Origin of the sequence: Streptomyces sp. NPDC093089 (assembly GCF_044754405.1) — a bacterium.
GTDB lineage: Bacteria > Actinomycetota > Actinomycetes > Streptomycetales > Streptomycetaceae > Streptomyces.
This window is the reverse complement of record NZ_JBIVPA010000011.1, coordinates 197,167-218,142: the sequence shown is the minus strand read 5'-3', so window position 1 is coordinate 218,142 and position 20,976 is coordinate 197,167. Positions and strand designations below refer to the sequence as shown.

Genomic DNA, 20,976 nt, shown 5'->3' with positions numbered 1-20,976 from the left:
GTGAAGCTGACGAAGAAGTCCCACGCCTGCGTACGGCTGGAGAAGGACGGGCGGACGCTCGTCCTGGACCCCGGCGTGTTCACCGAGGAGGACGCGGTCCGCGGGGCGGACGTGCTGCTCGTCACCCACGAGCACCCCGACCACTTCGACGAGGGCCGGCTGCGCGCGGCCCTGGAGGCCGACGAGGCCGCCGAGATCTGGACGCTGCGCAGCGTCGCGGAGCACCTCTCGGCGGCCTTCCCCGGGCGGGTGCACACGGTCGGGCACGGCGACACGTTCACGGCGGCCGGCTTCGAGGTGCAGGTCCACGGCGAGCTGCACGCGGTGATCCACCCGGACATCCCGCGGGTCACGAACGTGGGCTTCCTCGTCGACGGCTCCGTGTTCCATCCGGGCGACGCGCTCACCGTGCCCGATCAGCCCGTGGACACGCTGCTGCTGCCCGTCATGGCCCCGTGGAACAAGATCTCCGAGGTCATCGACTACGTCCGCGAGGTCGGGCCGCGCCGGGCGTACGACATCCACGACGCCCTGCTCACCGACCTCGCCCGGCCGATCTACGACCGGCAGATCGGTGCGCTCGGCGGCACCGACCACGCGCGCCTCGTGTCGGGCGCGTCCGCCGAGGTCTGAGCCGAGCCGTAGACGTCCGAGCAGGCCCGGGGGGAAGCCGGGCCCGCACGGCGGGGGGCACGCCCTCCGGTGCCGCCGCACCGGTGGACTGTCACACCCCGCCAGTAGGCTTGCGGGCATGCGCATCGCCACCTGGAACGTCAATTCGATCACCGCTCGGCTGCCGCGACTGCTGGCCTGGCTGGAGAGCACCGGCACGGACGTGCTGTGCATCCAGGAGACCAAGTGCGCGGCCGAGCAGTTCCCCACCGAGGAGCTCCGCGCCCTGGGGTACGAGTCGGCGGTCAACGCCACCGGCCGGTGGAACGGCGTGGCCCTGGTCTCGCGGGTCGGCCTCGCCGACGTGGTCACCGGGCTGCCCGGCGGTCCGGAGTACGACGGGGCGGAGGAGCCCCGGGCGATCTCCGCGACCTGCGGCCCGGTCCGGCTCTGGTCGGTGTACGTGCCGAACGGCCGGGAGGTGGCCCACGAGCACTACGCCTACAAGCTGCGCTGGTTGGAGGCCCTGAAGGCGGCCGTCGGGGAGGACGCGGCGGGGGAGCGCCCCTTCGCGGTGCTCGGCGACTACAACATCGCCCCGACGGACGACGACGTCTGGGACCGGGCGGTCTTCGAGGGCGCCACGCACGTGACGGAGCCGGAGCGGGCGGCGCTCGCGGGCCTGCGCGAGACCGGGCTGGCCGACGTGGTCCCGCGCCCGCTCAAGTACGATCACCCGTTCACGTACTGGGACTACCGCCAGCTCTGCTTCCCGAAGAACAAGGGCATGCGCATCGACCTGGTCTACGGCAACAAGCCGTTCGCCGAGGCGGTCTCGGACAGCTACGTGGACCGTGAGGAGCGCAAGGGGAAGGGCGCGTCGGACCACGCCCCCGTGGTCGTGGACCTCGACGTCTGACCGTGGTTCCGCCCCTCGCGCGGCGGGCGGGCCGTCCCGGCGGCGGAGATCGTCTCCGCGCGCCGGGTGGTCGACCGGTAGGTGACGGTGCGACGCTGTTCGGATGAACATCCCGTTTCTGGACAACTGGCTCAAGCGGCACGAGCCCGAGCCGGCCGACTCCCCCCTGGCCGCGGCCTTCGACCGCGATCCGGAGGGAGTGGCCGAGCTGCTCTCCGAGTGCCAGCTGCTGCGTGCCCGGGTGGGGGCGGCCGGCGTGGTCCTGGACGACACCCCGCGTTCCCTCCAGGAGCTCGACCAGCTGCCGCCGCGGTGGAGGAACGATTCGGAGGAGCTGCCCTGGATCGGCAACGACGCGGGGCTCTACCTCGGAACCGTCATCGTCCGGAACGTGCCGGACGCGCGGTGGCAGGTGTGGCCGGGCGGCGGACCGGTGGTACGGCTCGCCTCCGGCCGGGAGATCCAGGTCGTCGAGGCCGGTCTCGACTGGGCGATGACGGGCTCGCCGGAGCTCTCCCAGGTGTACGCCGAGGCCGCCGAGTACTGACCCGGGGCCCGGCCGCGCCCCGCTACTCCCGCAGGGGAACCGACACGTACGACGGGTCGGCCGACGGGGAGGAGAACGTCAGCTGCGCGCCGGTCGGGTTGTGCTCGATGTACAGCGGGTCGACGGTGTCGACGACCAGCGCGAGGCGGTGTCCGGCCGGCACGTCGTACGCCGTGGAGAACAGCTCCAGGTCGACGGCGAACGGCTTCCCCGGCGTCCGGTCGTGGAAGGTGTACGGGGCGTTGCTGACGAGCTTGCCGACGCCCAGCGGACCCACGTCGTAGAGGTACGCGACGAGGGTGCCGCTCTCCTCGGTCGGGGTCACCGTCGTGTGGACCTTCACCGTGCCGCGCACCCGCTGCGGGGTGTCGTACCACTCGGAGTGCCAGACGCCGGCGAAGGCGCGGGGCAGCAGCGGGACGGACACGACGGGCGGGGTGCGGAGGAACTGGTCGAGGGCGTTGGTGAGCAGCGTGATGCCGCCGTTGGCGCCGGAGTCGATGTTCGCCCAGACCCGCTGCGTGCCGCCGAGGGCGAACTTCCGCTGGTTCGCGTTCACCGACTTCCAGTCCGGGTAGCCCTCGTAACCGCCGGTGGAGCGGGACTTGAGCCGGACCGGCTGCTCGCGGTCGACGCCGTTGTCGACGCCCTTCAGGTAGTGGTCGAACCAGCGGTGGGCGCTGGTCCAGGTGTCGTTGGGGAGCCCGAACAGGCCGGTGGCCTCGGCGGTTGCGTGGTCGCCGGGGCGGAACTCCAGCCGCTTGGGGCCGGTGAGCTTCTCGTAGAAGCTCGCGTACTGGTTGGGCGGGAAGATCGTGTCCCCCCACGCGTTCCCGAGCATGATCGCGGCGCCGTTGGCGTTGATGCGGTCCAGGTGGGTCGCGGGCGACCTGGTCCGGCCCCAGGCGATCATCTCGTCCTCCTTGTCGAGGTTCGACGAGAGGAAGTCGCCCAGGATCTCCTGGAGTTCGGGGCCGGGGCGGCCGGTGAGGTAGCCGGCTCCGCCGAGCAGCCCGGCGGCCTGGAGGTGCTGGGTCCGCCCGCTGTAGATCGACTCGATGAGGTCCGCCCAGCCGCTCAGCGCGGCGACGGCCTTGATCCGAGGGTCGTGCGCGGCGGCGAGCAAGCTGATGCCGGCGCCGTACGAGACGCCGGCCATGCCGATGCGGCCCGGGTCCGCGGGCGTGTTCGCCAGGGCCCAGTCGATCACCTTCGACGCGTCGGCGACGTCCTTGGGTCCCGCGGTCTCGATCTCCCCGCCGGACTGCCAGAACCCGCGCGAGTTGTAACTCACCACGACGTAACCGGAGTCGGCGAGTTTCTGTGCCTGTGCGAGGTACTCGATCTGGGGCATGGCCCAGCTGGTGGGCAGCACGATCACGGGGTGGCGGGTGGACCCGTCGGCCCCTGCCGGTGTGACGACGTTCGCCTTGAGGACGGTGCCGCCCTCGCCCGCGATGTCGACGAACCGGAGGGAGCCGGCGGTCTCGGCGGCCTGCGCGGCGGGCGCGAGCCCGAGCGCCGTCCCGGCCACGAGGGCGGCCGAGACGGCGAGGACCAGGGATGTGCGCACGGGTCACTCCTCACTGGGGGGCACTGATGGGGGGGCAGTGAAAGTGACCCGACGGTAACCGGCCGGACTTACCCGTGGTAACTGGTCGGTAAGTTACGTGCGGGTAACGATTGGGGGCGGGGTGGGGCCGTCGAGGAGGGCGCCGGCCTCGGTGAAGTCCGCGAGCGCCTCCCCGTACCGCTTGACGGCGAGCAGGAACATGGACCGGTCGGCGAGGGCGCGGGCGAGGATCCGTGGCTCGGCCGGAGAGCGGCGGGCGAGCGCGACGCCCTCGTCGAAGGACGGGCGCAGCACGTCCTCCGACCGGCGCCCCGAACTCTCCCAGCGGAGCGCCCGGCGGACCGTCAGGCGGCGCTGGGCGACGATCAGTCCGGGCAGATCGCCCGACGCGCGCAGGGCGGCGGCCTGCCGTTCGAGGAGCGCGAGGGAGGCGAAGTAGCCCTCCCGCGTGTCCGGGGACCACCCGTGGAACACGTGGACCCCGAACGCCGGCAGCGGGGCGCCGGACGTGGCGGCCGGTTCGTCCGACCGGCCCGACAGGCCGAGCAGGGTGGCCCACAAGGCCTGGATGTTGCTCCAGCTCACCGGCTCGCCGCCCCGTGCGAGACGGGTGAGCAGGCCCAGCGCCTCGCGCCGTGCGGCGGCCTCGTCGTCCCGGCGCCCGGCGGCCCCGAGCATCCGGGCGTACCGGTCCAGCTTCCACACCAGGGAGGCCAGCGGCGTGCGGTCCGCCGCGGCCCCGCGCCGCCCGTCGGCCACGAGGCGCGCGAACACCTCCAGGGCCTCCACGTGGCGTCCCGAGGCGTCGAGTTCGGCCGCCCACTCGATCAGCGTCCAGTCGGACCCCGGGTCCCCGTCCCCCGTCCCGGCGTGCCCGCCGAGGAGTTCGGCCGCCTCCGCGTGGCACCCCTCCTCGGCCAGGACGACCGCCAGGCGACCGTGACGCCCGGCCTTCGCCGACTCCTCGCACAGCGCGCGCCCCTCCGCCCGCCGGCCGGCGGCGAACAGTGCGTGCTCGTATCCGCTCAGGGTGCGGCTCAGCCGCCCCTCCCGGCGCGGCGCGTCCGCGGGGAGCCGCCGCGCCGCGGCCAGCGCCTCGGCGTACAGCGTCACGTGCAGTTCCGGTTCGTCGAGCTCGTGGGTCCGCTCGATCAGCGCGTCGACCAGCTTCGGCAGGTACGCCAAGGGGCTCACCTCCGCGAGCACCCGGTACGCCCCGACCCGCTCCCGGGCCGTCAGCCTCCCGGACCCCAGCAGCAGTACCCGCGCCCGCAGCACCGCGTCCTGATCGACCTTCGCCGTGTCTTCCATGTGCCCCCTGTTCTCCGTGTGATGCACGACGGAGATTCTGGGAGTCGGGCGACAGCCCGGACAAGGCTCGCGAACTGTGCGTTCCGTCCTACGAAAACCGGCTCTGACCTGTCATGATGGATACGTCATCACCCCTGGGACGGCTGCCGGCGGGAGGCACGGTGGGGGAACGGGCCGACGTACCCGACGTCTTCGATCCGCGGATCTACGCCGCGGGCATCCCGCACGACCGCTTCCGGGCCCTGCGCGACCACCATCCGGTCGCCCGCCAGGAGGAGCCCGAGATCCTGGGCTGGCCCGCCGGTTCCGGCTTCTGGGCCGTCACCCGGCACGCCGACGTGGTCCGCGTGCTCAAGGACTCGGGGACGTACTCCTCGCACCTCGGCGCCACCCAGATCCGCGACCCCGCCCCGGCCGACCTGCCGTTCATCCGCAGGATGATGCTCAATCAGGACCCGCCGGAGCACGGCAGGTTGAGGCGGCTGGTCAGCCGTGCCTTCACGCCGGGGAGGATCGAGCGGTTCGCCGTGACCGCGCGCGAGCGGGCCGGGAAGCTGCTCGCCGGGGCCGTCGCGGCGGGGGGCGAGGTGGACCTGGTCCGGAGCGTCACGGACGACTACGCGCTCCTCAACCTCACCGATCTGCTCGGGGTGCCGGCGGGTGACCGGGGGCTGCTGCACGCCTGGACCGAGCGGGTCATCGCCTACCAGGACCCGGACGAGCCGCCCGTGCTCGACGCGGAGGGCCGCCCGGTGAACCCCCGGTCGCCCGCGATGCTCGCCGAGATGTTCGCGTACGCCCAGGAGCTGGCGGCGTACAAGCGGGCCCATCCCGCAGACGACGTCATGACCTCGCTCGCCACCTCCGAACTCGCCGACGCGGAACTGGAGATGTTCTTCTTCCTGCTGACCGTCGCGGGCAACGACACGGTCCGCAGCGCCGCCCCCGGCGGACTCCTCGCGCTCGCCGAACACCCCGACGAGCAGCGGAGACTGTGGAGCGGAGAGGTGGCCGTGGACACGGCGGTCGACGAACTCCTGCGCGTGCACCCGCCCGTGCTGTCCTTCCGGCGCACGGCGAACCGCGACACCGCGTTGGCGGGGCAGCCGATCCGGGCGGGCGAGAAGGTCGTCGTGTTCCACGCGTCCGCCAACCACGACGAGCGCGTCTTCGCCGACCCGCACCGCCTCGACCTGGGGCGGACGCCGAACCCGCACGTGTCCTTCGGGGACGGGCCGCACGTCTGCCTCGGCGCCCACTTCGCCCGGCTTCAGCTCCGGGTGCTGTACGAGGAGGCGCGCGGGACCTGCGGGGGGCTGGCGCTCGCCGGACCGCCCCGCCGGCTCGTCTCGAACTTCATCAACGGGATCAAGTCGCTGCCGGTGCGGCTGCGGGAGCCGTGAGCGCGAGCCGCGTGACGTCGGCGACCAGCTCCACCACGTCGGGCCCGTACGCCTGGGTGTTGACGACCTTGAGGAGCAGCACGAAGGAGCCCGAGCGGTGGGTGCGGGCCAGGGATTCGTGGTGGCGCGCCAGGTAGCGGGTCGCCGCCTGGTTGGTGATGGCGCGCTGCCCGCAGAAGAGGAAGACGGGACGCCCGCCCTCGCCCGCGGTCAGCCGGGCGAGGATCACGTACTCGGAGACGCCCTTGTCCATGGCGTAGTGCTCGGTGCCGACGGTGATACGCCCCTGGGTGCCGGACGGCTGCACGTCCACGTTCATGGTCACGCCCGGCAGCAGCGTGGACAGGTGGGCGGCCGTCCGGCGGTTGGAGTACGGGCCGCCGACGCAGAACTCGGTACGGTCGCCGAAGCCCTGGTGGGCGACGTCGTGCGCGAGTATTCGGGCCTGCGCGCCGCAGTCCTTGATGAGGGCGGAGAGTTCGAGCATGGCGAAGACGTCGAAGCGGTGCACGACGTTGTCCCCACCCGCCTCGCGGTTCACCACGAGCAGGCACTCCGAACCGCCCGGCAGGCCGAAGAAGGCCTGCTTGCGGCGGAGCCTGCGCCGCCAGAGGTAGGTGCGGGCCAGCCAGCCCAGGGAGGCGCTGACCCCGGTCGCCAGGACTCCCAGCACGATGTTCCGCACGTCTTCGTTCATGGGCGCGCATGCTAGCGGTCGACCGGCCTCCTGTTCGAGGCGGTCCTGACGGAACGGGCGGGGGGAAGTTACGCTGCGCGGACGGTCGTTGACTGGAGGTAGGAATGCGTCGCTCCGCCGCTGGGAAGGTCTCCGTTCTCGCCGTCGCGGCGACGGTGCTCTCGATGGGCGCCGCCGTCCCGGCCCCGGCCCCGCCCTCCGCCGCGCCGCCACCCGTCAAGGAGCCCGTCGCGGTCGGCCACGGCGGCGCCGTCGCCAGCGTCGACGCCGACGCCTCGGCCGCCGGCGTCGAGGTGCTCCGCAAGGGGGGCAACGCCGTGGACGCGGCCGTCGCCGTCGCCGCTGCCCTCGGCGTCACCGAGCCCTACTCGGCGGGCATCGGGGGCGGCGGGTTCTTCGTGTACTACGACGCGAAGAGCCGTACCGTGCACACCATCGACGGGCGCGAGACGGCGCCCCGCTCCGCCGACGCGAACCTGTTCACGGAGAACGGCAAGCCCATCCCGTTCGAGGAGGGCCAGACCAGCGGCCTCGGCGTCGGTGCCCCCGGCACCCCGGCCACCTGGCAGACCGCGCTCGACGCCTGGGGCAGCAGGCGGCTCGGCGCCCTCCTCGAACCCGCCGAACGCCTCGCCCGCGACGGCTTCACCGTCGACGCGACCTTCCGCGCCCAGACCGCCGCCAACGAGGCCCGGTTCCGCGACTTCCCCGCCACGACCGAACTCTTCCTGCCCGGCGGCCAGTTGCCGGTGGTCGGCGCCTCGTTCAAGAACCCCGACCTGGCCCGTACGTATGAGAAGCTCGGCCGCGAGGGCGTCGGCGCGCTCTACCGGGGACCGCTCGCCCGGGACATCGTGAACACCGTCCGCACGCCCCCGGTCCGCGCGGGCGCCACCCGGACCGTGCGCCCGGGGGACCTGACGGAGGGGGACCTCGCCGCGTACCGGACCGTGTTCCGCAAGCCCACCAAGGTCTCCTACCGGGGACTCGACGTGTACGGCATGGCCCCCTCGTCGTCCGGCGGCACGAGCGTCGGCGAGGCGCTGAACATCCTGGAGGGCACCGACCTCGCCGCCGCCTCCCCGGCCGGATACCTGCACCGGTACATCGAGGCCAGCCGCATCGCGTTCGCCGACCGGGGCCGCTGGGTCGGCGACCCGGCCTTCGAGTCCGTGCCCACCCGGGGCCTGCTCTCCCAGCGGTACGCCGACTCCCGGGCCTGCCTGATCCGCGACGACGCCGCCCTGACCAGCCCGCTCCCGCCCGGCGACCCCGCGAACCCGGTGCCGTGCGCGAGCGGCGGCACGGCGGCCCCGACCACCTACGAGGGCGAGAACACGACCCACCTGACGGTCGCCGACAAGTGGGGCAACACCGTCGCCTACACGCTCACCATCGAGTCCACCGGCGGCAGCGGGATCACCGTGCCGGGCCGGGGCTTCCTGCTCAACAACGAGCTGACCGACTTCTCCTTCGCGCCGGCGAACCCGGCCGTCCACGACCCGAACCTGCCGGGCCCCGGCAAGCGGCCCCGCTCCTCGATCTCGCCGACGATCGTCCTCGACGACCGCGACCGGCCCGTCCTCGCCCTCGGCTCCCCGGGCGGCGCCACCATCATCACGACCGTCCTCCAGACCCTCACGGGTGTCCTCGACCGGGGCCTCCCGCTCGTCGACGCCATCGCCGCGCCGCGCGCCAGCCAGCGCAACCAGGCCACGACGGAACTCGAACCCGCCCTGTGGAACAGCCCGTTGAGGGCGGAACTGGAGGGGATCGGGCACGGCTTCCGGCAGAACCCGGAGATCGGCGCGGCGACCGGCGTCCAGCGCCTGCCCGACGGCCGCTGGCTGGCCGCGGCGGAGACAGTCCGGCGCGGCGGCGGCTCGGCGATGGTGGTCCGCCCGGCGCCGTAGGGGCCTACAGGGCGGTGAGGACGCGCGGGCCGTCGTCCGTGATCGCCACCGTGTGCTCGGCGTGCGAGGCGCGGGAGCCGTCGGAGGTGCGGACGGTCCAGCCGTCGCGGGCGGTGTAGTGGTCGTCCGTGCCGCCGCCGATGAGCATCGGCTCGATCGCGAGCACCATGCCGTGCCGGAGCTTCATGCCGCGGCCCGGGCGTCCCTCGTTGGGGACGCCCGGGTCCTCGTGCATCGCGCGGCCGATGCCGTGGCCGCCGAAGCCGTCGGGGATGCCGTACCCCGCCTCGCGGCAGACCCGCCCGATGGCGTGCGCGATGTCGCCGATGCGGTTGCCGACGACGGCCGCGGCGATGCCCGCCTCCAGGGCCCGCTCCGCCGTGGCGATCAGGCGGGTGTCCTCCGGCCGGGCGCGGCCGACGGTGAAGCTCACGGCCGCGTCGCCGGCCCAGCCGCCCAGGATCGCGCCGCAGTCCACGGACACGAGGTCGCCGTCGGCGAGCCGGTCCGGGCCGGGGATGCCGTGCACGATCGCGTCGTTGACGGAGAGGCACACGACCGCGGGGAACGGCACCGGCGCCCACTCCGGGTGGTAGTCCAGGAAGGGTGACCCGGCCCCCGCCTCCGCCAGCACCTCCCGTGCGGCCCGGTCGAGCTCGGCCGGTTCGACGCCGGGCGCCGCCTTCTCCCGTACGGCCGCGAGGGCGCGCGCCACCACGCGGCCGGCCTCGCGCATGGCCGCCAGGGACTCGTTCGTCTTGATCTCCACCATGCCAATTACTATACCGGTATTAGAATGGCGGCATGGTGCGCACACCCCTGACCCCCGAAGAGCGCGAGCGCGGCGAGCGCCTCGGCCTCCTGCTGCGCGCGGCGCGCGGCGAGCGGTCCATGGTCGAGATCGCCGCGGCCGCCGGACTCTCCGCCGAGACCCTCCGCAAGATCGAGACGGGCCGGGCCCCGACGCCCGCCTTCTTCACCGTCGCAGCCCTCGCCGCGGTCCTCGACCTCTCCATGGACGAACTCGTCACGCTCTGCTCCCCGGCCCCGGTCTGACCTCCGGGGCCGGGGCCTGAGGGCCGCCCCTCAGAGGGAGACGGCCAGCTGCACGCGGCTGTGGCGCGGACGCTCGATCTCGTCCAGGAGCGCGAGCGCCAGATCGGCGTGCCCGATGCGGCCCGGGCCGTCGACCACCCGGCCCACCCCGGTCCGGTACGTCCCCGTCCGCTCGGCCGCCGCGTCCAGGTCCAGCGGCGGCACCACCATCAGCCGGTCGAGCCCCGGCCCGGCCTCCGCCGTGAGCGACTCGAACTCGGCCACGTGCCCCTGCGAGAACGCCCGCCACTCCGCCGGGAAGTCCGGCGCGTCCATCAGCCTCACCCCGGCCTCGGTCTCCGGGGTCGTGGCGACGCCGAGCGTGAGGAGCCGCCCGACGCCCGCCTCGGCGAGCCCGCCGACCGGCGCCCGCGAGGAGGTCGTGAAGAAGTCCACCGACGGCACGTCCAGGCGCACCGCCGTGTTCAGCGCCGCGTCGTGGCCGGCCGCGAGCGCCGCCACCGAGGCCGCGTCCGTCGCGTCGCCCCGTACGAGCGAGACGCCCTCGCCCGCCAGGTCGCGGTGGGCCTCCGGGCTGCGGACCACGGCGGTCACGCGGTGGCCCCGTGCCACCGCCTCCGCCACGGCCGCCCGGCCGACCCGTCCGCCCGCCCCGAAGACCACGATCCGCAGGTCGTCGCCGTTGTTCTTGCCGGTGTCGTCGTTGTTCATGGCCGGACCGTAGGACGGGGTCCCCTGGTTACTTCAACGGTACCGGGCTAGCGCCGGCCGCATGATCGACCCGCCGCCCGCGCCGCCACTCGACCCCGGCCTCTTCCCGGACCCCGACTGCGGCGGGAGCCCGGCGCGGCCGATCCGCGTCGGCGGCAAGTGGACGGCGACGGTGCTGCGTTGCCTCCAGGACGGAACGCCCCGCCGTTTCGCCGAACTCCGCGTCCCGCTGCACCGGATCACCCCCAAGGTCCTCACGGGGACCCTCCGGGCCGTGGAGTGCGACGGATTCCTCACCCGTACCGTCCACGACGAGAACCCGCCCCGCGTCGAGCACGGCATCGCCCCCCTCGGCAGCTCGCTCATCGGGCCGCTCGACACGGCCTGCGACCGGGCCCGCGTCCACGCGCCGCGGATCAGCGAGGCCCGGGCCGCGTACGGAGAGGCCGGCTCGCCGGCGTGACCCCGGGCGCGGGACGGACGACCTCCTCGTCGCCCGGGAGGCCCTCGCCCGCGCCTCCCGTCCGACCTCCGCCCGACCGGCGACGCACCCCGTAGGCTCCCGGCATGATCTCCGAAGAGCTGCGACGCGGCCGCTACGTCAGCCTGACCACCTTCCGCAAGGACGGCACCGGGGTCGCCACGCCCGTCTGGTACGCGGTGGAGGGCTCCGAGCTGTACGCCTGGACCCGCACCGACTCCTGGAAGGTCAAGCGGCTCCGCAAGGACCCCCGGGTCGTGGTCGCCGTGTGCGACGTGCGCGGCAACGTCCCCGAGGGGGCCGAGCGGATGACCGGCGAGGGCCGGCTCGTGCAGGGCGAGGAGCTGCGCCGGATCAGGGGCCTGCTCTCGCGCAAGTACGGCTGGCAGTTCTGGCTGACCGACGTCCCCGCCATGATCGCCCGGCGCGGCAAGCGCCCGCACACAGGGATCGTCGTGACGTTCTGAAAACGGTCCGTAGTCGTCCTGTAACACGACTGCGGTCCAATACCTCGCGGACCGGAAGGTTCCAGTCGACTGCGGGGCAGGTGCGTGACGCATGACGGTGTATCAACTACCGGCGGAGATCGCCGTGTTCACGGGATGGCTGACCGGTCTCGCCGGACGCCTCCGACCGGGCGCCGGCTGGTACGGCGTCTTCGCCGAACGCGACCCGGAAGGGCTGCGCGCCTGCTTCGACGGGAGGGAGCTCCTGCCCTGGGACGTCGTCGAGTCCCTCCTCCAGGACGCCGGCGAAGCCGCCGACGGGCCCCTCGCCACCCAGGGCCGGACCCTGTACGCGGCCGCCGCCACCGCGTACGACCGCCGGCCCGGCGGAGCGGACGCGCTCGCCGAACGCCGCGACCTCATGGAAGCCGAACGCCGCCACGCCGAAACCCGCGCCCGCGAACTCGGCGCACGCCTCCGCGCGACCCCCGCGCCGGACCCCGACGCGACCGCCCGCCTGGAGCACGACCTCGCCTGGACCCGCGACGACCACGCCAGGGCACTGGCCCGCGTCCACGACCTGACGGGCCGACTCTCCCGGGTGCGCGAGGGAGCGCGGGACGGGGCGCGGCGGCCGGCCACGACAGCGACCGGCGGCCCGGCGACCGGCGGCCCGGCGGCCGGCGGCTCGGTGACCGGAGGCTCGGTGGTTGCCGGACCGATGGCCGCCGGACCGGTGGTCGTCGCGGCGGACCGGCCCGTCGGGCCCGTGCTCGCCGTACGGGAGGGACCCGCGAGGCCCGTGCTCGCCGTACGGGGGCGAGCCGCCGCCAACGTGCTTGCCGCGCCTGAACGACCCACCGAGGCCGTGCTCGCCGCGCCTGGGCGGCCGAACGAGCCCTTGCCTGCCGCCGCCGTGCCGGACCACTCTGCCGGAACCGGGCTCGCCGCACCGGGGCGGCCCGCCGCGCCCGCCCGGCCTACCGCGCCCGTGCTCGCCCCGCCGGGCCGACCCGCCGCGCCCGCCCCGGCGGCCGGCCCGGCAGGGGCACCGCCGGAGGGCGGTGCCAAGGGCGTCCGGGGCAAGCGGCGACCGAGGGGCGCGCGGTACGCCTGGCTGGAGGAGAGTGCCGAGGGGGCGGAGGCGACGGCGGCGCCCGAGCCGCTGCCCGCACTCCCGGCGGGGGGAGCCGCACCCCGGGGCGCCCGGTTCGGGGGAGTGGCCGAACCCGAGGGGGGCGGCGGCGCGCCCGGGACCCCGCGCCCTGACTCCGAGGAGGCCGTACGGGCCGCGGCCAACGCCGTCTACGCGCTCCGGAGGCTCCGGGCCCAGGGCCGCAGCGGCGAGGCGCACGCCCTGCTGTGCGAGGCGCTCGACGGGCCGCCCGCCAGGCTGCCGGCCCTCGCGGCGGAGCTGCACCGGGCCGGGCTCGGCGCCGACTGGGCCACCCTGCTCTGGGAGGCGGCCTCGCTGCCGCCGGGGCGGCTCGCCGCCGTCGCGGGCGCCCTGGCGGACGCGGGCCGGGCGGCCGACTGCGAGCAGCTCCTGCGCCAGGGCGTGGCCCGGCCGGTCGAGGAGCTGGCCGGGGCGTGCGCCGCGCTGCGCGCCGAGGACCACCACCGCGAGGCGCAGGCCCTGCTCACCGCCTTCGTCCGGGTCCGTGCCCCCGAGGACGCCGCCCGCCTCGCGGGCGCCGACCCGCGCGGCCTCGTCCCGCAACTCCTCGACGCCGCCCGCGCGGTGTCCGCCTCCCGCGAGCGCGACCTGCTGCACGCCCTGCGCGTGGCGGGCCTGGCGGGGATCTGAGGCGGGTCGGACGGGTTGTGAGGAGCTCTGGCGAGCGCCTCACGAGGGCCTTCGCCAGGGCTTCGCGAGCGCCCCGCGACGGTTCTCCGGCCGGGCCTGGCGGCCCTCGCTCGCGCGGACCGGGACACGGACCTTTCGTGCGTTCCGTACTGGTCCGTACGTGTCGGCACGTGTCCGACGTCGACCACTCGGGTATGAAACATGATCGACCCGGCCGCTTCGCGGCGGCGGTCTTGCTCCGGGGTGTGACGGGGCTTACGTTCTCCTCCTACGCACCGCGTCTACGTGCGTAGAGGCTCTCTGACGCCGTGCCGAAGGAGCAGCTCATGACCGACGTCGTACGCGCCGCGCTCGTCCAGGCGACCTGGACGGGCGACACCGAATCCATGATCGCCAAACACGAGGAGCACGCCCGGGAGGCGGCCCGGCAGGGTGCCAAGGTGATCGGCTTCCAGGAGGTGTTCAACGCCCCCTACTTCTGCCAGGTCCAGGAGCCCGAGCACTACCGCTGGGCCGAACCCGTCCCCGACGGCCCCACCGTCTCGCGGATGCGGGAGCTCGCCCGGGAGACCGGGATGGTGATCGTGGTCCCCGTCTTCGAGGTCGAGAGCGAGGGCTTCTACTACAACACCGCCGCCGTCATCGACGCCGACGGCAGCTACCTCGGAAAGTACCGCAAGCACCACATCCCGCAGGTCAAGGGCTTCTGGGAGAAGTACTACTTCCGCCCGGGCAACGCCGGCTGGCCGGTCTTCGACACCGCCGTCGGGCGGGTCGGGGTCTACATCTGCTACGACCGGCACTTCCCGGAGGGCTGGCGCCAACTCGGACTCAACGGAGCGCAGTTGGTCTACAACCCGTCGGCCACCCACCGCGGCCTCTCCTCCTACCTCTGGCAGCTGGAGCAGCCCGCAGCCGCCGTCGCCAACGAGTACTTCGTCGCCGCGATCAACCGCGTCGGCGTCGAGGAGTACGGCGACAACGACTTCTACGGCACCAGCTACTTCGTCGACCCGCGCGGCCGGTTCGTCGGCGACGTCGCCTCCGACAAGGAGGAGGAACTCGTCGTCCGGGACCTGGACTTCGGCCTCATCGAGGAAGTGCGCCAGCAGTGGGCGTTCTACCGGGACCGCCGCCCCGACGCGTACGACGGGCTGGTGCAGCCGTGAGCAGCCTCTTCGACCGGCACAAGGCCGTCATCCCCGACTGGGTCGCCCTCTACTACCGCGACCCCATCGAGATCACCCACGGCGAGGGCCGCCACGTCTGGGACGCCGACGGGCGCAGGTACCTCGACTTCTTCGGCGGCATCCTCACCACCATGACCGCCCACGCCCTGCCCGAGGTCACCAAGGCCGTCGCCGAGCAGGCCGGGCGCATCATCCACTCCTCGACGCTCTACCTCAACCGGCCCATGGTGGAGCTCGCCGAGCGGGTCGCCGGCCTCTCCGGCATCCCCGACGCCCGCGTCTTCTTCACCACTTCCGGCACCGAGGCCAACGACACGGCCCTCCTCCTCGCCACTGCGTACCGGGGCTCGAACCAGATCCTGGCCATGCGGAACAGCTACCACGGCCGCTCCTTCTCCACCGTCGGCATCACCGGCAACCGCGCCTGGTCGCCCACCGGCCTCTCCCCGCTCCAGACCCTGTACGTCCACGGCGGCGTCCGCACCCGCGGCCCGTACGCCCAGTACACCGACGAGCAGTTCATCGAGGCCTGCGTCGCCGACCTGGAGGACCTGCTCGGCCACACCCGGAACGTCGCCGCCCTCATCGCCGAACCCATCCAGGGCGTCGGCGGCTTCACCTCCCCGCCCGACGGCCTGTACGCCGCCTTCCGCCGCGTCCTCGACCGGCACGGCATCCTCTGGATCTCCGACGAGGTGCAGACCGGCTGGGGCCGCACCGGCGAGCACTTCTGGGGCTGGCAGGCGCACGGCCAGGCCGGGCCGCCCGACGTCCTCACCTTCGCCAAGGGCATCGGCAACGGCATGTCCGTCGGCGGGGTCGTCGCCCGCGCCGAGGTCATGAACTGCCTCGACGCCAACTCCATCTCGACCTTCGGCGGCTCCCCGGTCACCATGGCCGCCGGGCTCGCCAACCTCTCGTACCTCCTCGAGAACGACCTCCAGGGCAACGCCCGGCGCGTCGGCGGCCTCCTCATCGAACGCGTCCGGGCCGCCTGCGCCGGAGTCCCCGAGGTGCGGGAGGTCCGCGGCCGCGGCCTCATGATCGGCATCGAGCTGACCGAGCCGGGCACCGAACGGGCCGCCCCGGACGCGGCCGCCGCCGTCCTGGAGGCGGCCAGGGAGGGCGGGCTGCTCATCGGCAAGGGCGGCGGCCACAACACCAGCACCCTGCGCATCGCCCCGCCGCTCTCCCTCACCGTCGCCGAGGCCGAGGAAGGCGCGGCCATCCTCGAACAGGCCCTCCGGACCCTCTAGTACGCCCCAGCCAGTACGCCCCCCAGCAGGGAGAGGAGCAGTCCCGTGAGCACCCGCACCCTGATCAGGGGCGGTCTCGTCGTCACCGCCGCCGACGAAGTCCACGCCGACGTGCTGATCGAGGACGGCCGCGTCGCCGCCCTCGCGGCCCACGGCTCGGACGCGGCGGCGGGCTGGACCGCCGACCGGACCATCGACGCCACCGACCGCTACGTGCTGCCCGGCGGCGTCGACGCCCACACCCACATGGAGCTGCCGTTCGGCGGCACCTCCGCCTCCGACACCTTCGAGACCGGCACCCGCGCCGCGGCCTGGGGCGGCACCACCACCATCGTCGACTTCGCCGTCCAGAGCGTGGGCCACAGCCTGCGCGAGGGGCTCGACACCTGGTACGCCAAGGCCGACGGCAACTGCGCGATCGACTACGCCTTCCACATGATCCTCTCCGACGTCAACGAGCACACGCTCAAGGAGATGGACAAGCTCGTCCAGGAGGGCATCACCTCGTTCAAGCTGTTCATGGCGTACCCGGGCGTCTTCTACAGCGACGACGGCCGCATCCTGCGCGCCATGCAGCGCTCCGCCGACAACGGCGGGCTGATCATGATGCACGCCGAGAACGGCATCGCCATCGACGTCCTCGTCGAACAGGCGCTCGCCCGCGGCGAGACGGACCCCCGCTACCACGGCGAGGTCCGCAAGGCCCTCCTGGAAGCCGAGGCCACCCACCGCGCGATCCAGCTGTCCCGGGTCGCCGGCGCGCCGCTCTACGTCGTCCACGTCTCCGCCGAGGAGGCCGTCGCCGAGATCGCCGCCGCCCGCGACAAGGGCCTCCCGGTCTTCGGCGAGACCTGCCCGCAGTACCTCTTCCTGTCCACCGACAACCTGGCGGAGCCGGACTTCGAGGGCGCCAAGTACGTCTGCTCGACGCCGCTGAGGCCGAAGGAGCACCAGGCGGCGCTCTGGCGCGGGCTGCGGACCAACGACCTCCAGGTGGTGTCGACGGATCACTGCCCGTTCTGCTTCGTGGGCCAGAAGGAGCTGGGTCGGGGGGACTTCTCGAAGATCCCCAACGGCCTGCCGGGCGTCGAGAACCGCATGGACCTGCTCCACCAGGCCGTCGTCGACGGGCACATCTCGCGCCGCCGCTGGATCGAGATCGCCTGCGCGACCCCGGCCCGGATGTTCGGCCTCTACCCGCAGAAGGGCACGATCGCGCCCGGCGCCGACGCCGACGTCGTCATCTACGACCCGCACGCCCGCCAGACGATCTCCGCGGCCACCCACCACATGAACGTGGACTACTCCGCGTACGAGGGGAGGGAGATCACCGGTCAGGTCGAGACGGTCCTCTCGCGCGGCGAACTCGTCATCGACCAGCGGAAGTTCACCGGTCGTGCCGGGCACGGCGCCTTCGCCCCCCGCTCCACCTGCCAGTACCTGAACTAGGAGAACGACGTTGGACTTCGGACTCGTCCTGCAGACCGACCCGCCGGCCTCGGAGGTCGTCGGGCTGATGCGCCGGGCGGAGCGCAACGGCTTCCGTTACGGCTGGACCTTCGACTCCGCCGTGCTGTGGCAGGAGCCCTTCGTCATCTACAGCCAGATCCTCGCCCACACCACCAAGCTCCACGTGGGCACGATGGTCACGAACCCGGGTACGCGTACGTGGGAGGTGACCGCCTCCACCTTCGCCACCCTCAACGACATGTACGGCAACCGGACCGTCTGCGGCATCGGCCGCGGCGACTCCGCCATGCGCGTCGCGGGCCGCAAGCCGAACACCCTGGCCCGCCTGGGCGAGGCCATCGAGGTCATCCGCGACCTGGCGGAGGGCCGCGAGGCGACCGTGGACGGCAATCCGATCCGCATCCCCTGGATCAAGAACGGCAAGCTCCCTGTCTGGATGGCGGCGTACGGCCCCAAGGCCCTCGCGCTCGCCGGGCAGAAGGCCGACGGCTTCATCCTCCAGCTCGCCGACCCCTTCCTCACCGAGTGGATGGTCAAGGCCGTCCGCAAGGCCGCCCAGGACGCCGGCCGCGACCCCGACGCCCTCACCGTCTGCGTCGCCGCCCCCGCCTACGTCACGGCGGACGACTCGCCCGAGGCCCTGGCGCACGCCCGTGACCAGTGCCGCTGGTTCGGCGGCATGGTCGGCAACCACGTCGCCGACCTGGTCGCCAAGTACGGCGAACACTCCTCGATGGTCCCGGAGGAGCTCACCGCGTACATCAAGGACCGCCAGGGCTACGACTACTCCCACCACGGCCGCGCCGACAACCCCGACACCGCCTTCGTCCCCGACGAGATCGTCGACCGCTTCTGCCTCCTGGGCCCCGCCGAGGCCCACATCGAGAAGCTCCGCCACCTGAAGACCCTCGGCGTCGACCAGTTCGCCGTCTACGACATGCACGACAGCCGGGAGGGCACCATCGACGCGTACGGCACCGACGTCATCCCGGCGCTCAACGCCTGACGCAGGGCCACCGGACCTCCGCACGCCAGGCACGACGCCGTGCCGGTCCACCGACGAGGGAGGGCAGCGGCCCACCGCCTCCCCAGGGTTGCCCGGCACGGGGCCGCGCTCCGGTGAACGGGCCCCGGGGCAGCCGTGGCGGGCCACTGGCTGCTCCCGATGCCGGAGCGAGGGTCGGAAAGGGCCGGTCAGCCCGTCAGGGACCTCCACATCGTCAGCGGCCGGTCCTCCACCGTGACCTGGTCCTCGTGGCCGTGGCCGTCGCGGATCACGATGATCCGGTACTTGTCCTGGTGGAACGCCCAGAACAGACTCATGCCGTTGATCCTCTGCATGTCCGGTAGCGCGAGGAATTCGTCGATGCGCGTGATTCCGGCGAGCGATCGCCACAGGTCGAGCCCGCGGTCGCCGCGTTCGAGGTTGTCCTGGTGCATCCTGCCGTCGGCGACCGAGACGAGTCGGTAGACCTGGCGGCCCGTCAAGGTGTGGAACACCCAGTACCAGCTCTTGCCGTCGACCCGCTGCATGTCGGGGACCGGCAGGAAGGCGTCCACCCTCTCGATGCCGTTGAAGGAGACCCAGGCGGAGAGCGAGCGGTCCGGGAGGTCGATCGCGGCGGACTGCTCCGGCGGGCGCCCGGACTCGGCGCCGTCTGCGATCGAGATCTTCCGGTAGACCTGCCGGCCTTCGACGGTGTGGAACAGCCAGAACCGGCTGCGGCCGTTGATCCGCTGTTCGTCCGGGACGGGCAGGATCGCGTCGACCTTCTTCACGCCGATGTAGCACGGCCAGGTGCTCAGCGGCCGGTCGGGGCGCTCGCGGACGTCCGTGTGCTCGTCCCCGTCGGCGATGGAGAGGGTCCGGCAGACGGTGTCACCGTCGGCGCCCGTCCCGTACGCCCAGTACCAGCTCTTGCCGTCGGTCCGCTGCATGTCGGGGACGGGCAGGAAGGCGTCGGTCGGCCTGACGTCGGCGGGCGGCTTGTCGGTGAGCCGGCCGTCGCCGAGCAGCCGTAGCAGTGTCAGCGAGGGGACGAAGGCGTAGACGGACCCCTCGGTGACGACGAACTGGCTCATGCTCAGCTGTGTGGTCCTGCCGGGGCTTTCGTAGCTGAGCTTGCCGGCGGCGCCGACCATGCCGTCGGGGCCGGGCTTGTGGGGACGGTTGGGCGGAAAGTCCGGGCTGTCGATCCATGCCTTCTGGATGAACTCGAACTGTTGCTCGATGTCCGACTGGTAGCAGACGAAGAGCAGGCCGCGCTTCTCGTCGGGCCCGCCGGGCCCCTCCGAGGCGGGGTCGAACGGCGCGCCGTACGGGGCGCCGCGGCGGATGATCCGGCGGCGGTCCATCACCGGGTTCTCGTCGAACGGCGGATCGCCGGGCTTCTCCTGCAGGCCGTCCCGGGGGTTGGTGCAGCGCAGGTGCGAGAAGAGCGGGGTGATGAAGCCCTCGGGGTCGTTGCGGTAGCCGAAGTCGTTGTCGTCGCCGGCCAGTGCGTTGGAGGGCCTGTCGGCGTTGGGGCACGTGGCGACGGGGGTGCCCGAGCGCCACCGGCCGACGAGGCGGGCCGCCAGCCACTCCGAGGTGGCCTCGGGCGGCACGACCTTGGCCTCCTTGAGCACCTTCAGCTGCCCGGCGACCTGGGCCCAGAAGCCCGGGACGTCCTGACCCAGCCGGCGGACCACCTGGAAGGTGCCGTTGTCGGCCCAGGCGGGCGTCTCGTGCGGCACGCCGCCGACCCGGTCGTGGCCGACGACGAACTCGCCGGGTGGGATCAGCCGCGTGCCGTGATGGCCCTTGACGTACTCGGGCTTGACGGGGTCCGGCTCGTCGAAGCCGATCACGCCGGGCTCGCTGACGCCGTCCTTGAAGCCGAAGTGCTCCTTGCCCCTCCGGCTCCCGGGCAAGGTGGCGGCGTCCTGCTGGAACACGATCACGATCTTGGCCGCGGCGCACGCCTCGCGCTGCTGTCTGACCGTCGCCTGCAGGTCCTGGACGGTGTCGGAGGCGACGGTGAGGACGGCGTGGACGACCTGACCCCTGCCGTTGCCGAAGAGCCACATCTCCGGCGAACTGTCGCCGGTGTCCCCGAGTGCCCGCTTGTCCGAGCCCTGCTTGAAGGCCTCCAGGCCGCTCCCGGGCCTGACGGAGGGCAGGGGGTCCTTCCCGGTCAGCTCCCGCAGGCCCGCGCAGGTGAAGCTCACGTTGATCCAGGTGGCCTTGAGCGTCTTCGGGTCGTCTCCGGCCGAGGCCTTCCTGGCCTTGCTGAAGGCGGCGTTGAAGGTCGCCACCTGCCGCGTCGTGGAGATCTGCGGTTCCAAGCCCTTGACCCAGGTACGCGCCCGCGCCGCGTCCTCGAACTTGAGGAACAGCAGGGTCATCTGGTCCTTCTTGAAGCCGGCGATGACATCGCCCTGGATGTCGTCGCTGTCACGCAGCTTGAGGTCGTCCACCATGCTCACTCCAGAAGATCGACACCTCCGCGCCGTTGTTGCGCGGAGTAATCGGCAAGGTATGCGGCACCCCTGTGTGCTTCCGGTGGTCGACCGGCCGGCGAAGCCGTCCGTCACCCGTTTGT

Annotated in this window: 19 protein-coding genes; 13 read left to right on the top strand and 6 right to left on the bottom strand. The window is 73.0% G+C overall.

Annotation, left to right across the window (positions count from 1 at the left end; all coding sequences use genetic code 11):
* The 3 genes from ACIQFX_RS26205 (at window position 1) to ACIQFX_RS26195 (ending at window position 2,078) form a co-directional block, all read left to right on the top strand.
* Window positions 1-633: an MBL fold metallo-hydrolase gene (locus tag ACIQFX_RS26205; protein ID WP_402467933.1), complete on the top strand. Its 633-nt coding sequence runs from the start codon at window positions 1-3 to the stop codon at window positions 631-633.
* Window positions 634-751: 118 nt separating this feature from the next.
* Window positions 752-1,531: an exodeoxyribonuclease III gene (locus ACIQFX_RS26200; RefSeq protein WP_402467930.1), complete on the top strand. Its 780-nt coding sequence runs from the start codon at window positions 752-754 to the stop codon at window positions 1,529-1,531.
* Window positions 1,532-1,634: 103 nt separating this feature from the next.
* Complete coding sequence (locus ACIQFX_RS26195; protein WP_402467927.1) at window positions 1,635-2,078, top strand: DUF6278 family protein; 444 nt, start codon at window positions 1,635-1,637, stop codon at window positions 2,076-2,078.
* Window positions 2,079-2,100: 22 nt separating this feature from the next.
* Here ACIQFX_RS26195 and ACIQFX_RS26190 read toward each other — a convergent pair whose 3' ends face one another.
* A complete protein-coding gene (locus tag ACIQFX_RS26190; RefSeq protein ID WP_402467924.1) occupies window positions 2,101-3,651 on the bottom strand; it encodes a CocE/NonD family hydrolase in 1,551 nt (516 codons plus the stop codon).
* 93 nt (window positions 3,652-3,744) lie between these two features.
* The gene (locus ACIQFX_RS26185) at window positions 3,745-4,989 is read right to left on the bottom strand and encodes a hypothetical protein (RefSeq protein ID WP_402467922.1); all 1,245 of its coding nucleotides are present in this window, start codon (window positions 4,987-4,989) and stop codon (window positions 3,745-3,747) included.
* Between the two features lie 89 nt (window positions 4,990-5,078).
* On the opposite strand from ACIQFX_RS26185, the gene ACIQFX_RS26180 reads away from it, so the two are divergent.
* On the top strand, window positions 5,079-6,365 hold the full coding sequence (locus ACIQFX_RS26180; RefSeq protein WP_402467919.1) for a cytochrome P450: 1,287 nt from the start codon (window positions 5,079-5,081) through the stop codon (window positions 6,363-6,365).
* On the opposite strand, the gene ACIQFX_RS26175 is transcribed toward ACIQFX_RS26180, so the two are convergent.
* Window positions 6,331-7,062 carry a hypothetical protein gene (locus tag ACIQFX_RS26175; protein ID WP_402467917.1) on the bottom strand — a complete coding sequence of 244 codons (732 nt, stop codon included), beginning with the start codon at window positions 7,060-7,062 and terminating at the stop codon, window positions 6,331-6,333. The genes ACIQFX_RS26180 and ACIQFX_RS26175 overlap by 35 nt on opposite strands.
* A 104-nt stretch (window positions 7,063-7,166) precedes the next feature.
* On the opposite strand from ACIQFX_RS26175, the gene ggt reads away from it, so the two are divergent.
* Window positions 7,167-8,975, top strand: coding sequence for a gamma-glutamyltransferase (gene ggt, locus ACIQFX_RS26170; protein WP_402467915.1), 1,809 nt, complete (start codon window positions 7,167-7,169; stop codon window positions 8,973-8,975).
* 4 nt (window positions 8,976-8,979) lie between these two features.
* Here the strand turns inward: ggt and map are convergent, their stop codons facing one another.
* Complete coding sequence (gene map / locus ACIQFX_RS26165) at window positions 8,980-9,747, bottom strand: type I methionyl aminopeptidase (RefSeq protein ID WP_402467913.1); 768 nt, start codon at window positions 9,745-9,747, stop codon at window positions 8,980-8,982.
* A 32-nt stretch (window positions 9,748-9,779) separates the two neighbouring features.
* Here map and ACIQFX_RS26160 point away from each other — a divergent pair, with 32 nt between their 5' ends.
* Window positions 9,780-10,031: a helix-turn-helix domain-containing protein gene (locus ACIQFX_RS26160; RefSeq protein ID WP_402467911.1), complete on the top strand. Its 252-nt coding sequence runs from the start codon at window positions 9,780-9,782 to the stop codon at window positions 10,029-10,031.
* Window positions 10,032-10,061: 30 nt separating this feature from the next.
* Here the strand turns inward: ACIQFX_RS26160 and ACIQFX_RS26155 are convergent, their stop codons facing one another.
* Window positions 10,062-10,742 (bottom strand): NAD(P)-dependent oxidoreductase, encoded by a 681-nt coding sequence (locus ACIQFX_RS26155; RefSeq protein ID WP_402467909.1) that lies wholly within the window; start codon window positions 10,740-10,742, stop codon window positions 10,062-10,064.
* Between the two features lie 61 nt (window positions 10,743-10,803).
* On the opposite strand from ACIQFX_RS26155, the gene ACIQFX_RS26150 reads away from it, so the two are divergent.
* The 7 genes from ACIQFX_RS26150 to ACIQFX_RS26120 all read left to right on the top strand — a co-directional run bounded on the left by ACIQFX_RS26150 (window position 10,804) and on the right by ACIQFX_RS26120 (window position 18,398).
* Complete coding sequence (locus ACIQFX_RS26150) at window positions 10,804-11,205, top strand: winged helix-turn-helix transcriptional regulator (RefSeq protein WP_402467907.1); 402 nt, start codon at window positions 10,804-10,806, stop codon at window positions 11,203-11,205.
* Window positions 11,206-11,309: 104 nt separating this feature from the next.
* Window positions 11,310-11,690, top strand: coding sequence for a PPOX class F420-dependent oxidoreductase (locus tag ACIQFX_RS26145; RefSeq protein ID WP_402467905.1), 381 nt, complete (start codon window positions 11,310-11,312; stop codon window positions 11,688-11,690).
* 91 nt (window positions 11,691-11,781) lie between these two features.
* Entirely contained in the window at window positions 11,782-13,476 is a 1,695-nt protein-coding gene (locus tag ACIQFX_RS26140) for a UL36 very large tegument protein (protein ID WP_402467903.1), read from the top strand.
* Window positions 13,477-13,802: 326 nt separating this feature from the next.
* The gene (locus ACIQFX_RS26135) at window positions 13,803-14,645 is read left to right on the top strand and encodes a nitrilase-related carbon-nitrogen hydrolase (RefSeq protein ID WP_402467900.1); all 843 of its coding nucleotides are present in this window, start codon (window positions 13,803-13,805) and stop codon (window positions 14,643-14,645) included.
* A complete protein-coding gene (locus tag ACIQFX_RS26130; RefSeq protein ID WP_402467898.1) occupies window positions 14,642-15,922 on the top strand; it encodes an aspartate aminotransferase family protein in 1,281 nt (426 codons plus the stop codon). Before ACIQFX_RS26135 ends, ACIQFX_RS26130 begins: the two co-directional genes overlap by 4 nt.
* A gap of 45 nt (window positions 15,923-15,967) precedes the next feature.
* A complete protein-coding gene (hydA, locus tag ACIQFX_RS26125; protein ID WP_402467896.1) occupies window positions 15,968-17,371 on the top strand; it encodes a dihydropyrimidinase in 1,404 nt (467 codons plus the stop codon).
* 10 nt (window positions 17,372-17,381) lie between these two features.
* Complete coding sequence (locus ACIQFX_RS26120; RefSeq protein ID WP_402467893.1) at window positions 17,382-18,398, top strand: TIGR03842 family LLM class F420-dependent oxidoreductase; 1,017 nt, start codon at window positions 17,382-17,384, stop codon at window positions 18,396-18,398.
* Window positions 18,399-18,586: 188 nt separating this feature from the next.
* Here the strand turns inward: ACIQFX_RS26120 and ACIQFX_RS26115 are convergent, their stop codons facing one another.
* Window positions 18,587-20,854 (bottom strand): Dyp-type peroxidase, encoded by a 2,268-nt coding sequence (locus tag ACIQFX_RS26115; protein WP_402467891.1) that lies wholly within the window; start codon window positions 20,852-20,854, stop codon window positions 18,587-18,589.
* Window positions 20,855-20,976 lie beyond the last annotated feature (122 nt).